The following is a 15337-nucleotide window of genomic DNA, read 5'->3' on the forward strand; positions in this document are numbered from 1 at the left end:
TTTTGTATTACTTTGAAGCTTTTTAAATTTCTGTACTAATAGTAGCAGGCTCTATAGAACCATCAAAAGAGTTGTGGTATTCTTCTAAAAGATTCATAGTAGCATCAAATAAATCTTTTGTTTCTAAAAGTACACCAAAATGTAAGGTTGTGTTTTTAGGGCTAGACTCTTCAGAACGTGTTCTTTCAATTTGTTTCTCAATTTTTTGATTCAACAAAATATAAACCGATTTCTTCTCTTTTAAAATTTCTCCAATCTGTTCAAAAGAACCTGTTTTAAAGGCATTTTCAATATCACTAAAAATAATTTCTAATTTATTATCAATTTCTTTTAGCTCTTTTATTTGCCCTATTTTTAATTTCTTATGATTGTTGTTAATGTGTTTGTAGCTTATTTTAGAAATGTACTCTAAAGATTGAGACATGTCTTGTAAGTGCCCTAAAATATTAATGTAAAAACCACTTGCCTCTAAGCTAGACGCATCTAGATTTTTAATAAAATAAGTAATATTGTTTCTAAGTTCATCTATTTCATCAGATAATTTAACTACTTGGTTTTTACTCTTTTTAAGTATGGCTACATCTTGTTTTGCTAGGCCAGTAATAGCGTTTGTATAAATTCTGTTTGTACGTTTTACTACTTTTGTAATATTTTTTGCACTTTCATAAATAACGCCTTGCACAGAGCTACTTTCTGCTTCACTTAAACTGTCTTCGTCTTCTATTTCTGTAGCTTTTACTTTATGCGCTTTATAGTTTCTATAAAGTAATATACCTGTTAATAACAATAAAACTGGTACAATAAATGCAGGTTTAAAGCTAATTAGAAGTACAACAATACCAGCTGCCACAAAAGCAATTATTGCAGTACTAAACCAACCACCAATTACATTTAACACACCTGCAACTCTATACACGGCACTTTCACGTCCCCAAGCTCTATCTGCCAAAGATGTACCCATTGCCACCATAAATGTAACATAAGTTGTAGATAAGGGTAACTTCATAGAAGTGGCAATAGAAATTAAAACACTAGCCATAATTAAGTTTACAGAAGCTCTAACCAAGTCAAAAGCTGGTATTTCGTAAGTTTTATCTTTAGGTAGTTTTAATACAGGTTTTTCAAATTTAGAATTTATAAAGCTTTGCGTTTTAAGAGGTATAATAGTATTTATTCCTTGGTTTAATAACATGGCAAAACGCACCGTAATTCTAGAAAGATTATTGGCTTGAAATTTTTCATGACCTTCTCCTTGTCTAGACAAGTCTATACCTGTTTTTATTACGTTTTGTGCTTTAGAAGAGGTCCATAAAGTAATTACCATAATTGCACCAGCCAATAATAAAAGCCAAATATTAGAAGGTACTTTTTCTGCTAAAACACCCATAGAAAACTGAGTAGCATCTAAGCCAGATGCGTTCCAAGCTTCATAAGAATTTAAGGCTGCAATAGGTACACCAATAAAATTTACCAAATCGTTACCAGCGAAAGCCATGGCCAAAGAAAACGTACCAACACCAATTATTAAAACTAAAATATTTAGTTTAAAAAATTTAATTAAAAGGCCAGATAAAGCAGTCCATATTATAAAACTAACGGCAATAATTGCTATGGTATTTCCTTCTAAAACACCTTTTACACTAGCATAAAATTCGGTTCCTTTTAACCCTTTAATAATTATAAAATAGGTAATTGCTGTAATAGCAAAACCACCAAATAAGGCATTAATATAAGTTGGTCTACTTTCAAAATTAAAAGAATAGATTAGTCTAGAAAAATACTGTACAATAGCACCTACAGAAAAAGCCACAATAACAGAAAGTAAAATACCAAGTACAATATCTGTTGCTGTGTCATAGTTAATATATTTCCAAATGGCAGAAATATCTTCTGCATTGTTGCTTGTAATTTTAATTAAAGCAATTACAACTGCAGCACCTAAAAGTTCAAAAACAATAGAAACTGTGGTAGAAGTAGGCATTCCTAAAGAGTTAAAAACATCTAAAAGTAAAATGTCTGTAATCATTACTGCCATAAAAATGTACATTACATCTTGAAAGACAAACATGTTGGGATTAAAGATACCTTTTCTGGCAACTTCCATCATTCCACTTGAGGTTACTGCACCAAAAAAGACACCAACACTTGCAATAATCATTATTTTTTTAACTGAAATTGCTTTAGAACCTATAGCAGAATTTAAGAAGTTAACAGCATCATTACTAACGCCAACCACAAGATCTATAACTGCTAAAACAGCTAATGCAACTAGCATTAAAATATATATATCACCCATTTTTATTCAAAAAATTTAGAAAGACAAAGTTAAAAAGACCTTTAAATGCAAACGTTATCTTATTGTTATGAAATTCAGTTTAAAAAGTTCGAAAATAGTTAATTTATTTTGAACTCTAAACAACTAAAGAAATATTAAATTAACATAAAAACAGCTCTGTTAACATTCTCTTAACAGCCTTATAACTAAACCATAATTTATAACTAACACAGACTTTACAAAACTAGCAGACTTTTGCATCAGTAAAATAAAACAGAATAATGAAGAAAATTTTATTTATTGCTTTAGTAGCATTAACACAAGTTTTAACAGCGCAAAGTAAGGGTACGTTAAAAGGATTATTAACAGATAAAGAAACTAATAATGAGCCTTTACCGTTTGCAAATGTTGTAATAAAGGGAACAACTATTGGTACCACAACAGATTTTGATGGTAATTACGTTTTGCAAGTGCCAGCAGGAGTAAAAATAGTACAGTTTAGTTTTTTAGGATATAAAACAGTAGAAAAAACTATTACAATTGTTGCTGGAGAAACCATTACAGTAAATCAATTAATGGCAGCAGAAGAAGGTGTAGGCTTAGATGAGGTTGTAGTAAGATCTACAACAAGTAAAGAAAAAACAAGTGCTCTAGTTTTAGAACAAAAAAAAGCAGTTTCTATTAAAACTACTATTGGTGCACAAGAGTTAGCAGAAAAAGGTGTTTCTGATGCAAAAGGAGCAGTTGCTAAAACAGCAGGTGTATCTAAAGGCTCTAAAAATGTAATTGTAAGAGGTTTGGGAGATAGATACAATTCTACTACTATGAATGGTTTACCATTACCAGCAGAAGACCCAGAATATAAAAATATTTCTTTAGACTTTTTTGATACAAGTATTATTAAAAACATTGGTGTTAATAAAGTGTTTTCTGCAGATTTAAGTGGAGATGTTGGTGGCGCTAATATAGATATTGTTTCTAAAGAAGTTACTAAAAGAAGAGAGGCAAGTTTAGGTATTGGTTTGGGTGCAAACTCACAAACTATTAATAGCGAATTTTTAACTATAGATGGTACAAACAGATTTGGTACACAAAGACTAAATAATACAGTAACAGATTTAAACGTGTATTCTTTTCAGAATTCGTTTCTGCCAAACTCTCAAAATTTTCAATTAGATAACAGTTTTTCTTTTAAATATGGTAGAAAATATGATGTTGGTGAAGACAATTCTTTAAGCTATTTTTTAGTAGGTAATTATGATGCTAAATATAATTTTATAGAGGGTAACATTAAACAAAATACTACAGATGGTAGTGTTTTACCTTTTAGAGATCAAGATTTTTCTAAATATGAATTTAACGTTTCTCAATTATTAATGGGTAATGTAAAGTTTAAGGCAGAAGATTTTTCTGTAGAATACAATCACTTATTTATACATAATAATAGACAGTCTATTGGAGATTATTTTGGTAGAGATAACCCAGAGAATGATGTAAATGGAGTAGAAGATTTGGCTTTTTTAAGAAGACAGCAAACCAATAATAACGAATTGTATGTAAATCAGCTTTTAGCAAATTACAAAATTTCAGACCGTTTAGATTTACAAGCAAAAGGTGCTGCCAATTTTGTAAGAGGTAATGAGCCAGATAGAAGAACAAATAACTATATTTTAAGAGATGGTATTTATAGTCCAGATCCAAGTTCTGCGGGTACAAATGAGCGTTTTTACTCTAAATTACAAGAAAATGATTATGCAGCAAAAGTAAATTTAAGCTATAAATTAAAAGAAGACGAAGACGATAAATCTACTATAGATTTTGGTGCAGACTATAGATATACAGAGCGTTTATTTGCAGCTACTATATTTAACCACGGTTTTTTAGGGTTAACACCAATAGATATTAATAATCCTGATGCTGTTTTTAATCAAGAGTCTATAGATAATGGAGTTTTTGTAATGGAAACAGGTAGAGGTAGAAATGTTCGTGTTTTTGATCCTTTTACATATAGAGCTAAAAGATTAATTTCTGGTGTTTATAGTAATATTGTATATGAATTTAATGAAAATTTAATTGTTTCTGGAGGTTTAAAATTTGAAAGAAATCACCAAAGAGTAACTTACGATACTAACATTGCATCTAGTAGAATAGATGGCCCATCTGAAATAGATAGAAGTTATGTATTACCAAGTTTAAACATTAAGTATAATTTTAATGACAATAGTATTGTTCGTTTTGCAGCAAGTCAAACTTATACTTTTCCACAGTTTAAAGAAATAGCACCATTTAAATATCAAGATGTAAACTTTTCTTCACAAGGTAATCCAGATTTAGATCCATCAGACAATTATAATTTTGATGCAAAATATGAGTACTATTTTTCTTCTGGTGAGTTAGTAACCGTAACCGGATTTTACAAATACATTCAAAACCCAATTGCAAGAAGTGAAATTCCTTCTGGTGGTAATACATTAACTTATTTAAATGTGGGTGATGATGCTTCTCTTTATGGTGTAGAGTTAGAAGCGCGTAAAAATATTTTAAAGAGTGATGAAACTGCAGAAAGCGAGTTTACGTTAAATGCCGGTTTAAATATGTCTTTTTTACTTTCTGAAGTAAATTTAGATCCAAATTCTATTGCACAGTTTCAGCAAGCTACTAGTCAACTAGAAGGAGCTACGCCTTTTTTAATGAATGCAGATATAACGTTTAATCAAAAATTTGAAAACAGCGAATTAACTTCATCTGTAGTATTCAATTATTTTTCTGATAGAGTGTATTCTATTGGTACCAGAGGTTTTGAGAATATTATAGAAAAAGGAATACCAACTTTAGATTTGGTTACTTCTTTAAGATTAAGCAAGAAATATAGTATTAAGTTAAAAGGAACAAACTTACTAAACCCTAGTTTTCAGTTAAGTAGAGATAGTTCTACAAGTGGTAACAATGTAGTGTTAAGTAATTATAAAAGAGGTGTTAATTTAAGTTTAGGATTCTCTTACGATTTTTAGAAAACCCTAAGATTTAGTAACAATTCTTTAAAAAATAGGAAACATAAAAAACACAATAGTATTGCAACTTTGTAAGAGTTAAAAAAAACAATAAAACTAATAAAAACAAAAAATGAAAAAAGTAATTTTATCAATGTTAGCAGTTTCTGCATTATTAATGACTAGTTGTTCTTTAGATAATGATGATGAAAATTCAAGTGCACCTATAGGTGGTGTTGTAACCCCTGCAAATTTAGCAGGTAACTTAACAGAAGATTTAACTTTATCAGCTTCAGTTGCTCATAATTTAACGGGCGCACTTTTAGTAAAAGATGGTGCTACATTAACCATAGAAGCTGGCGCTAGAATTAATGCTTTAGCAGGTGGTACAGATGTTTACATTTTAATAGAAAAAGGCGGTAAAATTATTGCAGATGGTACAGCAGCAAATCCAATTTTATTTACTTCTAATGCATCTATACCAGCAGCAGGAGACTGGGGTGGTATTATAATAAATGGTAAAGCTCCTTTAAGTAGACAAGCATCGGCAGCTAGTAATGCAGCTACAGAAGTACAAAATGCAATTTTCTTTGGTGGAGATGCAGCAGATGACAATTCTGGTATTTTAAACTACGTAAAATTAGAGTATACAGGTGCAAGAATTGATGATGAGGCAGAACACAATGGTTTAACTTTAAATGGAGTAGGTACTGGAACTACGCTTTCTAACATAGCTATTTTAAACGGAGATGATGATGCTATAGAGTTTTTTGGAGGTACAGTAAACGCAACTAACATTTTAGTGGTAAACCCAAGAGATGATATGTTTGATTTTAGCCAAGGTTACACAGGTACTTGTACTAACTTATATGGTATAAGAGAGGCTAATTTTACAGCAGTAACATCAGACCCAAGAGGTATTGAGGCAGATGGTAATTTAGATGGTAATACACCAACAGATATTGCACAATCTAATTTTACAGTTAATGGTTTAACTATTATAAACAATGGTAATGCAGTTAATATGGCAGATGCTATTAAGGTAAGAAGAGGTGCTACAGCAACTATTACTAATGCTTACGTAGCTTTAGGTGCAGGAGCTTCATATTCAGACTTTATAGATTTGCAAGATGGTAAAACAGATGCAAATGATAATACCAATATTACAGCAATTGGTAACACAGATAATGGTTTAGATATTAACGATAATAAAAATACAACAACTGGTGGCGCAACAATTTCTACTTCTGCAGGTACTTCTGGAGGAGCAGATAATTCAGTTTTTGCTTGGACAGGGTATTCTTTCTAAAACAATATTTTAGTACTATAAATAAAAAAGCAGGCGATAAGCCTGCTTTTTTTATGGAATAAAAGTAAAGAGATTACTTTGTTGTTTTATCTGCACAACAAGCCATTTTACAATCTGCTAAACAACTCATTTTTCCGTCTGCGTCTTTTACACAGCATTTCGCTTTGTCTGCCATTTTCATTTCGCAGTTTTCACTGCAATTGTCAGCACAAGTATGTGCCATTTTTTTAGAAATATTAATTTTAGCTGTTGTTTCTGATGCTTTGTATAAATCTCCACCAGCAATACCACCTACAAAAGCAATTAAGTCTTTTTTAGAGGTTGTGTTGGCATCATACTCTATATTGGCAATACTATCTGTAAAAACAACTTTTGCGTCTATTACACCCTCTTTTTTAGATAGTTTAGATTGTATGGTTTTTGCACAACCAATCTCACAAGTCATACCAGAAATAGCCAAAGCTATTTTTTCTTTTTTAACATCTTTAGTTTCTTTACAGCTAGTTAGTGTAAAAAGAGCTATCGCTATTGCGAAAAATATATTTTTTGTCGTCATCATATTTACTGATTAAATTATGTTACAAATTTATTAATAATCAGGCGTATATTTTAATAAAAGTGGCACTTTTGCATTTTTAAAATAAGTATACATGAATAATCAGCAAAAAAAATGGCTTTATTTGCTATTACTTTCTTTAGTTTGGGGTAGCTCTTTTATTCTAATGAAAAAGGCTCTTTTAGGAGTTACACCTATACAATTGGGTGCAATACGCATGCTATTTACCGCTATTTTTCTGTTAACTTTCGCATTTCCATCGCTTAAAAAAATTAAAAAGAAGCATTACAAGTATATTGTATTTACCTCTTTTGCTGCCACCTTTATACCAGGGTTTTTATTTGCATTTGCCATTACAAATATAGACAGTGCTGTGGTTTCTATATTAAATTCTTTAACGCCATTTAATACTTTAATTTTTGGGTCTTTTTTATTTGGTTTTGCATTTAAAAAGAAACAATTGTTTGGTATTTTAATTGGGCTTGTTGGTACACTAATCTTAATATTACAAGGTGCTGTTTTAAATCCAGATCAAAATTATTGGTATGCCTTATTAATAATTATAGCCTCTATGGGTTACGCGTTAAACGCAAATGTGGTAAAAAAATATTTGAGTGATTTAAATGCGCTATCTATTGTAACTGGTAATTTTTTAGTACTTATAGTTCCTGCATTTATAGTGTTATGTTTTACAGATTTTTTTAAAACCTTTAGTTTTAAAGATGCTGTTGTAATGGAATCTTTAGGATATTTAGTAATATTATCTATTGTTGGTACAGGAATGGCAAAGGTTATTTATAACAAATTGGTGCATATTTCAGACCCTGTTTTTTCGTCTTCAGTGACTTATTTAATTCCTTTAGTAGCAATTTTTTGGGGTTTTTTAGATGGCGAAGAATTAAGTCTGCTACAAATTATAGGTGGTTTTATAATTTTATTAGGTGTTTATTTAGTCAATAAAAAGAAATAATTCTTTTTATTTTAAACTTTCAATTTTAAAATAAATGTATTTTTAGAGCTATAAATTTATAGGCCTTAATATATGATTAGAAAGATTGTTTTATGTCAGATTTTCCACCAGTTTTTTCTAACAACTTTACTTCTTTAATTATCATTTTCTGACTAATGCTTTTGCACATATCATAAATGGTTAAACAAGCAATATTTGCACCTGTTAAGGCTTCCATTTCTACACCAGTTTTACCAGTAATGGTTACTTTACAAAATACTTCTATGTTTTCTTGGTCTGTGATGTTTATGTCAATATCTACACCATTTATTAATAATGGATGACACATAGGAATTAAATCAGAGGTCTTTTTTACACCTTGTATACCAGCAATAATTGCTGTTTGAAAAACGGGTCCTTTTTTAGTCTGTAACTCCTCATTAGAAAAGTTAGAAATTACCTCTTTGCCAAGAAACATAGTGGCTTTTGCAATGGCAGTTCTTTTGGTAATTTTCTTATCAGAAACGTTTACCATTTTTGGGTTTCCTTTAGAATTTAAATGTGTAAAAGTCATTTAAATAATTTTTAGTTTTAAATGTTTAGTTTTTAGTTAAATTACTTTGAGACGTTTTAACTATTGAAGTTAAAATTCTAATTAATTCGTGAATGTCTAAAATTAAAGAATCTACGTCTAGATTTGTTATCTCACTTTCTTTTAATAAACGTAACCAATATTTAGTTTCTCTAGCTTCTTTAGATGAAATAGACATTTTTGCGATAAAATCTCTCTTACTTTGTCCTGCTAAAGCTTCTTCAATATTTGCTCCTATTGAAGTTCCACTTCTTAAAATTTGATTTGAAATTACAAATTCTTTTTCTATTTGCAATTTTTTATAAAGAGAAATGATTTTTAATGAAAATTCAAAGCTCTTTTTTTGAACGATACTTTCTTTCATAACTATTTTTAAAACTTAACACTCAAAACTAAACATTTAAAACTATAATTAGCGATAGCTAATTATATTAAAAACTTCTCCTTTTTTAAACTCAGTTTTATCACTTGGTAACTCAATAAAAGCATCTGCATTTACCAAACTTGCTAAATCTCCAGAACCATTTCCTGTAATTGGTGTGGCTATTAAATGGCCAAATCTGTCACTTAATTTTACTTGTAAAAAATAGGTTAAATTCGGTTTAAAAGTAACATCTGCATTTAAAATTGCAGTTTCTTCTTTAATTTGTAATCCAACAGATTTATAATACCAAGGATAAAAATAGGCCAAACAATTTACAAAGGTAGAGATTGGGTTTCCTGGAAAACCGAACACAATTGTATTCTTTTTTATATTACCCTTTCCATTCTGATAAACATTTTGCTCACGCATACAAAAAGAAGCTGCGCTTCCAAACCAAAAAGGTTTTCCTGGTCTTTGTGCCACTTTATGAAACAGTTTTTCTACACCAAGTTCTTCAAAAACTTCCGGTAAAAAATCAAATTTTCCTTTGCTAACTGCACCACTAAAAAGTAAAACATCATATTCTTGTAAATAGTTTTTTATTTTAGATTTTAAAACAGGTTTATCATCTGTAATATGTGCAGTTTCAGATGGAATTTGTAATCTTTCTAACAAAGAAACCAAGGTAAAAACATTGCTTCTTCTAATTTGATGCGCTAAAGGAATTTCTGCTACACCAACCAATTCATCACCTGTAGAAACAATCATTACTTTTGGTAGTTTTGCTACTTTTACTGTTGCTTTACCAACGGTTGCTAAAACACCAATTTCTGCTGCAGAAATTATTTTATTTTCCGCAATTAAAATATCGTTAACCTTGCCATCTTTTCCTTTTGGATGTACATTTTGCTTCTCTTTTATTGCATCAACAGTAATTGTTGCAATTCCGTTTTCTATCACAACATCTTCGTAACGAATTACAGTATCTGTGTTCTTTGGTAACACTGCGCCTGTCATTACTTCAATACAATTTTCCTTATTTTGCATTGATAGTTGTGTACTTCCTGCTGCTTGTATTCCTTCTATTTTAAAATTTCTTTGTCCGTTTTTAAAAAAGGAATAATTGATTGCAATACCATCCATTGCAACTCTATTAAATGGCGGAAAATCTCTATCTGCCTTAATTTCTTCTTTTAATATTCTACCTACAGATTTTAAAAACGGAATTTCTTCCACACCAAAATCTTGTACTGAATTTAAGATGCTATTTTTTGCTTCGTTTACAGAAATCATAAATTTATCTTTTGCTGAATTTTTTCTAATTCAGTATCTCTATCATTTACAACAAATTTATATGTTGTTCCCTTTTTAGTAATTAATTTGATTCCATTATTAAATAGTTTTGCTGTTTTCTTTTTGCTGACAGAAAGGATATCTGAATATTTTATATTGGTTTGTCCTTTTTGAATATTTAAAGAATGGCTTTTAAATATCAATCTTTCATTGGTTAAAAATATTTTACCTCCAACACCTTCTATACCTTTAAATAAATTTGCAAAAATTTCATCGTTAACCATTTCGTTTTCTAATAACTCTGGTTGAATAGTATTTATTCTTTTTCCAACCAACTTTTTCATCATCCAAGGAAACAAGAAAATAAAAAAAAGTGTCATAGCAACACCATAAATTAAAGATTGTTTTATGATTGCATCAAGACTTTGACTTGTATTTAAAAGATATAATATTAAACCATATAAAAAGGTTATGGAAATGCCTAACAAGGTTATTTGTTTCCAATTCATTTTTATTTCAAAATCTTTTTTCATGTTATTTTTTTAATGTGTAATTGTTTATTTGTTGAATCGTGTAATTGTAAACAATTAAACAGTTACACAATTAAACCTTTTTACCCTCCAATTGTACTCATACTTTCAGATGCACCACCATCTTTTCTATTGGCTTCTGCAATAAAACCATTTTCTGGTTTTTCTTTTATCAAACTTAAAAAAAGCTCTTTTAAATCGTCATTAGAAGCGCCATTTCTTATAAAATCTCTTAGATTAAAAACACCATCATCAAACAAACAGTTTTTAAAAGTTCCTGTAGAGGTTATTCTAATTCTATTGCAATCGTTACAAATAGTTCTTGTAAATGCAGGAATAATACCCACAGTTCCTAAATGATTATCTATCTTATAATTTCTAGAAGTGGATGATTTTTCTGATTGCATTGCAGTAACATCAAACGCTGTTTTAATTTCGCTTAAAATCTTTTTTAACGTCCAGTTTTCTTGCATAGCTCTTTGTCCTTTTCCGTTAAAAGGCATTTCTTCTATAAAACGAACAGCTACGTTTTTGTCTTTGGTTAATTTTACAAAATCAACAATTTCATCTGTATTAAAACCAGATTGCACCACTACATTTAGTTTTAAATTTAAACTACTTTTTTCTAAAAGTTGAAAGGTTTTGTGCACTTCAGGAAAAACATCTCTTCTTGTAATTTTCGCAAATTTTTCTCGATTTAAACTATCGATACTTAAGTTGATGTTTTTAACTTTTTTGAGCGATTCTATTTTTTCTATATGATGCGAAATTAAAGCGCCATTTGTAGTAATGTTAATGGCATCTAACAAATCGTTATAAGACAGCATTTCTAAGAAACCCACAAAATCTTTTCGTACAAAAGGCTCACCACCTGTTAAGCGTACTTTTTTTACGCCTAATTCTGTAAGAACACGAATTAAACGATACATTTCTTTAAATGTGAGTAGTTCTTGTCTTGGCACAATAGCTATACCATGAGCAGGCATACAATATTGGCATCGCAAATTACAACGATCTGTAACTGCCAATCGCACATATTCTATTTGTCTTCCAAAACTGTCTACTAGATTACTCATTTAATTTGGTAATTTTTTACTGATTAAGCCGTACAAAAAAGCACCTAACAAAGCACCAAAAAGTAAAATTAAGGCAGGAATTAATTCAAAGCCTAAAATTACAAAAATGGGTGCTGCACATGCACCAGAAATTCCCCAACCTAAACCAAATAATGTTCCACCAAAAATAGTGCTTATATATCCTTTTTTCTTTGGTTTTGGTATAATTTTGTTTCCATTAATATCCTTTATTTTTCCGCTTTTAAATAATTGCATAATTATTGCTGAAATGACAACTGCACCTCCAATAATGCCATACATATGAAAAGACTGGAATTTAAACATTTCGTAAAAACGGTACCAAGAAATGGCTTGCGATTTACTTAAAACGATTGCAAAAAAGATACCTAGTATTAAAAATTTGATGTTTTTCATTTCTATATTTTTATGTTTTCACTTCGGCAAGCTCAGTGTGACATTCTGATGTTCGATTGATATAACGTTTGTTAGTCTGAGCTTGTCGAAGACATTTTTTTTAATTCTGTGATAATTGCAGGGTTTTTAAAATTTGGCAAGATTTATGTTTAAAATAACATCGGAATAATAAACCAAGTCGCAATAATACCACCAATAAAAAAGCCTATTACAGCCAATAAAGAGGGTAGTTGCAAACTACTTAATCCTGTAATTGCATGGCCAGAAGTGCAACCACCTGCATAGCGTGTTCCAAAACCAACTAAAATACCTGATATTAATAAAATTAAAAATCCTTTTAAAGCAAATGCATTTTTACCAAAAATTTCATCAGGAAAATATTGATTTGCTACATTAGAAAAACCCAACTCTGTAAGTTCTTTTACTGTAGTTGGATTTAAATTTACATTAGCATCTGGAATTAAATACGTAGACGAAATAAACCCCCCAATAATTAAACCAATAACAAATAGCAATGCAAAATCTCTTTGTTTCCAATCTTTTTTAAAATAATCAGAAACTTTTCCTGCACCAGCCATGGTACATAGCGTTTCAAAATTGGTAGATGCACCAAAATTTTGTCCAAAATAAAAATATAAAAACAGTGATAGTGCTATTAATGGGCCACCAATAAACCAGGGCCAAGGTTGTAGTATAAAATCCATAATTTGTAATATTAATTAGTTTTCTTTATAACTTTTATTGACTTCGACAAGCTCAGTCTAAAAGATAATTATTTCTATAAAATCGTTTTTAAATAATTCATAATTTCTTTTGTTGCTCCTAAATTGTCTTCAATATATTTTTTATTGATGACACCTGTTAAGTTTCTAAAACTATTATCTTCTTTTAAATGAATAAAGGTGCTGTTAAATTTTTCTTGATTTTTTACAGAAAGACAACCTCCTATTTTTACCAAATCTACTGCTTCCTTAAACTTATCGAATTTATTTCCAATAACTATAGGAATTCCAAAAGTAGCGGGTTCTAAAATATTATGTAACCCTGTTTTTAAACCACCACCAACATAAGCAACATCTGCAGCTGCATATATTTTGGTTAAAATACCAATATTATCAATAATAAAAACTTGATATTGTTTTAGATTTCTTGGCTGCGCTTGAAATGACAAATCATTCTTAAGAACATTTGAGTATAAAACTGTTTTTGTATTGATTGATTTTTGCAGTTCTAAAATTGCATCGGTTTTAATATTGTGTGGTGCAATTATAAATTTTTCGTTTTCTGAAGCGTTGTTATTAATGTAATTCACTAACAATTCTTCATCTTCTTGCCAAGTGCTTCCTGCAACAATGGTGTATTTAGTATCTTTAAATTCGTTTATAAAATCTAAAGAATTATCTTGTTCTAAAACTTTACTAACCCTATCAAAACGAGTATCTCCAGCAACCGTTACATTTTTAAAGTTGATGGTTTTTAATAATTCTTTAGAGTTTTGGTCTTGTACAAAAAAGTGATTAAAAGCTTTTAAAGACTCTTTCATAAAACCACCATACCATTTAAAAAATAATTGATTTTCTCTTAAAATACCGGAAACTAAAATTGTTGGGATCTCTTTTTTATTTAACTCATTTAACAAGTTCGGCCAAAATTCATACTTTATAAAAATTGCCATTTTAAGGTTTAGGTTTGCAATAAATTTTTTGGCGTTTTTTTTAGAATCTAATGGCAAATAACAAACCACATCTGCTAATTTGTAATCTTTTCTAATGTTGTAACCAGAAGGAGAAAAAAAAGTGACTAAAATTTTATAATTGGAATAGGTTACTTTTAACTCTTCTATTATGGGTCTTGCCTGCTCAAATTCACCTAGAGATGCTGCATGAAACCAAATAATTTTATGGTTTTTTAATTTAGAAATTTTACCAAAGGACTCGTTCCTTCCTTTAACAAATAAGTTAAGTTTTTTATTAAATTTTGCTAAAATAGGTAGGCAAATAGAGGCCAAGAAAACTGTAAAACTGTAAGCGTAAATCATCTGTAGCAAAAGTACAAAAGTACACTGCAAGTTTTAGGAAATATTTAAAAATAAAAAAGCTACCAATTAAGGTAGCTTTATTATTGTAAAGATTTGGTTGTTTTAATACTTCATATTCCCCCGAAAAGAAAACTAAAACTTACCAATTCAATAACAAAGGTAGTTTAATAAAGCAATAAAATCGTATAAAATGTTCTAAACAACAACATAATGTTCTTAAAATACAATTATATTACATTAATTTTGTTTAAAACATTTTCTTTATACTTTTTACCAATTGGTATTTCTACATCAGCTATTTGCAATGATGTTTGTGATAGCTGATTTAAATATTTAGTGTTTATTATATAACTTCTATGAATTCGAACAAAATAAGTATTTAATTTATTTAGAATTTCGTTTAAGCTAGTTCTTACAACAATTTTTTGTTTATTTCTTAGCATTATTTCAATGTAAACGTGTGCACTTTTTAAATACAGAATATTAGTAAATTGTATTTTCGTATAACACCCTTTATCTTTCACAAAAAGTGCGTCTTTTATTATAAGATTTTGCGTATTTACTTCTCCTATTTTTTTAGAAAAGTTATGCAGTGCTATTTCAATAGAGGTATACAATTCTTCTTTAGAGAAAGGTTTTATTAAATAAGCAGGTGGCCTTACTTCTTTTGCTTGGTTTAAGGTAAATTGGTCTGAATTTGAAGTAAGAAAAATAAAAGGGAAATTATATGATTCTATTATTTTTTTTGCAATATCTATACCTGTTTTTTTACCCGATAATTGAATATCTAAAATAGCAATATCTGGTTTTTCTTTTTCTATGGTTGCAATTGCTTCAGTATAATTTATGGCAGGTTCTAAGGCATTGTACCCTAAATCGATTAAGGTATCACAAATATTATCTGCAATAATTAGCTCATCTTCTACAACTAATATTTTTACTTTACCCATT

The 15337-nt window shown here is 29.5% G+C and carries 14 protein-coding genes; 3 read left to right on the plus strand and 11 right to left on the minus strand.

The annotated features are described in order from the left end of the window. Nucleotides 1-22: 22 nt before the first annotated feature. Nucleotides 23-2296 (minus strand): inorganic phosphate transporter, encoded by a 2274-nt coding sequence (locus Q0684_RS09115; RefSeq protein WP_299015622.1) that lies wholly within the window; start codon nucleotides 2294-2296, stop codon nucleotides 23-25. A gap of 260 nt (nucleotides 2297-2556) precedes the next feature. Between Q0684_RS09115 and Q0684_RS09120 the strand changes: the two genes are divergently transcribed. Beyond that, entirely contained in the window at nucleotides 2557-5286 is a 2730-nt protein-coding gene (locus Q0684_RS09120; RefSeq protein WP_299015625.1) for a TonB-dependent receptor, read from the plus strand. Nucleotides 5287-5398: 112 nt separating this feature from the next. Then, nucleotides 5399-6574, plus strand: coding sequence for a hypothetical protein (locus tag Q0684_RS09125; protein WP_299015627.1), 1176 nt, complete (start codon nucleotides 5399-5401; stop codon nucleotides 6572-6574). A 73-nt stretch (nucleotides 6575-6647) separates the two neighbouring features. On the opposite strand, the gene Q0684_RS09130 is transcribed toward Q0684_RS09125, so the two are convergent. After that, a complete protein-coding gene (locus tag Q0684_RS09130) occupies nucleotides 6648-7133 on the minus strand; it encodes a heavy metal-associated domain-containing protein (protein WP_299015630.1) in 486 nt (161 codons plus the stop codon). Nucleotides 7134-7224: 91 nt separating this feature from the next. Here Q0684_RS09130 and Q0684_RS09135 point away from each other — a divergent pair, with 91 nt between their 5' ends. After that, nucleotides 7225-8100, plus strand: a complete 876-nt coding sequence (locus tag Q0684_RS09135; RefSeq protein WP_299015633.1) for a DMT family transporter — start codon at nucleotides 7225-7227, stop codon at nucleotides 8098-8100. Between the two features lie 76 nt (nucleotides 8101-8176). On the opposite strand, the gene moaC is transcribed toward Q0684_RS09135, so the two are convergent. From moaC to Q0684_RS09180, 9 genes are all read right to left on the minus strand, one after another. Next, nucleotides 8177-8653 (minus strand): cyclic pyranopterin monophosphate synthase MoaC, encoded by a 477-nt coding sequence (gene moaC, locus Q0684_RS09140; protein WP_299015636.1) that lies wholly within the window; start codon nucleotides 8651-8653, stop codon nucleotides 8177-8179. Nucleotides 8654-8678: 25 nt separating this feature from the next. Continuing rightward, entirely contained in the window at nucleotides 8679-9035 is a 357-nt protein-coding gene (locus tag Q0684_RS09145; protein WP_299015638.1) for a four helix bundle protein, read from the minus strand. A 48-nt stretch (nucleotides 9036-9083) separates the two neighbouring features. Further along, on the minus strand, nucleotides 9084-10328 hold the full coding sequence (locus Q0684_RS09150; protein WP_299015640.1) for a molybdopterin molybdotransferase MoeA: 1245 nt from the start codon (nucleotides 10326-10328) through the stop codon (nucleotides 9084-9086). Continuing rightward, on the minus strand, nucleotides 10325-10861 hold the full coding sequence (locus tag Q0684_RS09155) for a GRAM domain-containing protein (protein ID WP_299015643.1): 537 nt from the start codon (nucleotides 10859-10861) through the stop codon (nucleotides 10325-10327). The genes Q0684_RS09150 and Q0684_RS09155 overlap by 4 nt, the downstream gene beginning before the upstream one ends. 80 nt (nucleotides 10862-10941) lie before the next feature. Next, nucleotides 10942-11934, minus strand: coding sequence for a GTP 3',8-cyclase MoaA (moaA, locus tag Q0684_RS09160; RefSeq protein WP_299015645.1), 993 nt, complete (start codon nucleotides 11932-11934; stop codon nucleotides 10942-10944). Beyond that, the gene (locus tag Q0684_RS09165; RefSeq protein WP_299015648.1) at nucleotides 11935-12348 is read right to left on the minus strand and encodes a YeeE/YedE thiosulfate transporter family protein; all 414 of its coding nucleotides are present in this window, start codon (nucleotides 12346-12348) and stop codon (nucleotides 11935-11937) included. It abuts the gene before it with no gap. A 149-nt stretch (nucleotides 12349-12497) separates the two neighbouring features. Further along, entirely contained in the window at nucleotides 12498-13052 is a 555-nt protein-coding gene (locus tag Q0684_RS09170; RefSeq protein WP_299015651.1) for a YeeE/YedE thiosulfate transporter family protein, read from the minus strand. A 74-nt stretch (nucleotides 13053-13126) separates the two neighbouring features. After that, the gene (locus Q0684_RS09175) at nucleotides 13127-14386 is read right to left on the minus strand and encodes a glycosyltransferase N-terminal domain-containing protein (protein WP_299015654.1); all 1260 of its coding nucleotides are present in this window, start codon (nucleotides 14384-14386) and stop codon (nucleotides 13127-13129) included. Nucleotides 14387-14613: 227 nt separating this feature from the next. Beyond that, nucleotides 14614-15336 carry a response regulator gene (locus Q0684_RS09180; RefSeq protein WP_299015657.1) on the minus strand — a complete coding sequence of 241 codons (723 nt, stop codon included), beginning with the start codon at nucleotides 15334-15336 and terminating at the stop codon, nucleotides 14614-14616. Nucleotide 15337 lies beyond the last annotated feature (1 nt).

Origin of the sequence: uncultured Polaribacter sp., from assembly GCF_947503875.1 — a bacterium.
In the GTDB taxonomy this organism is placed as follows: Bacteria; Bacteroidota; Bacteroidia; order Flavobacteriales; family Flavobacteriaceae; genus Polaribacter.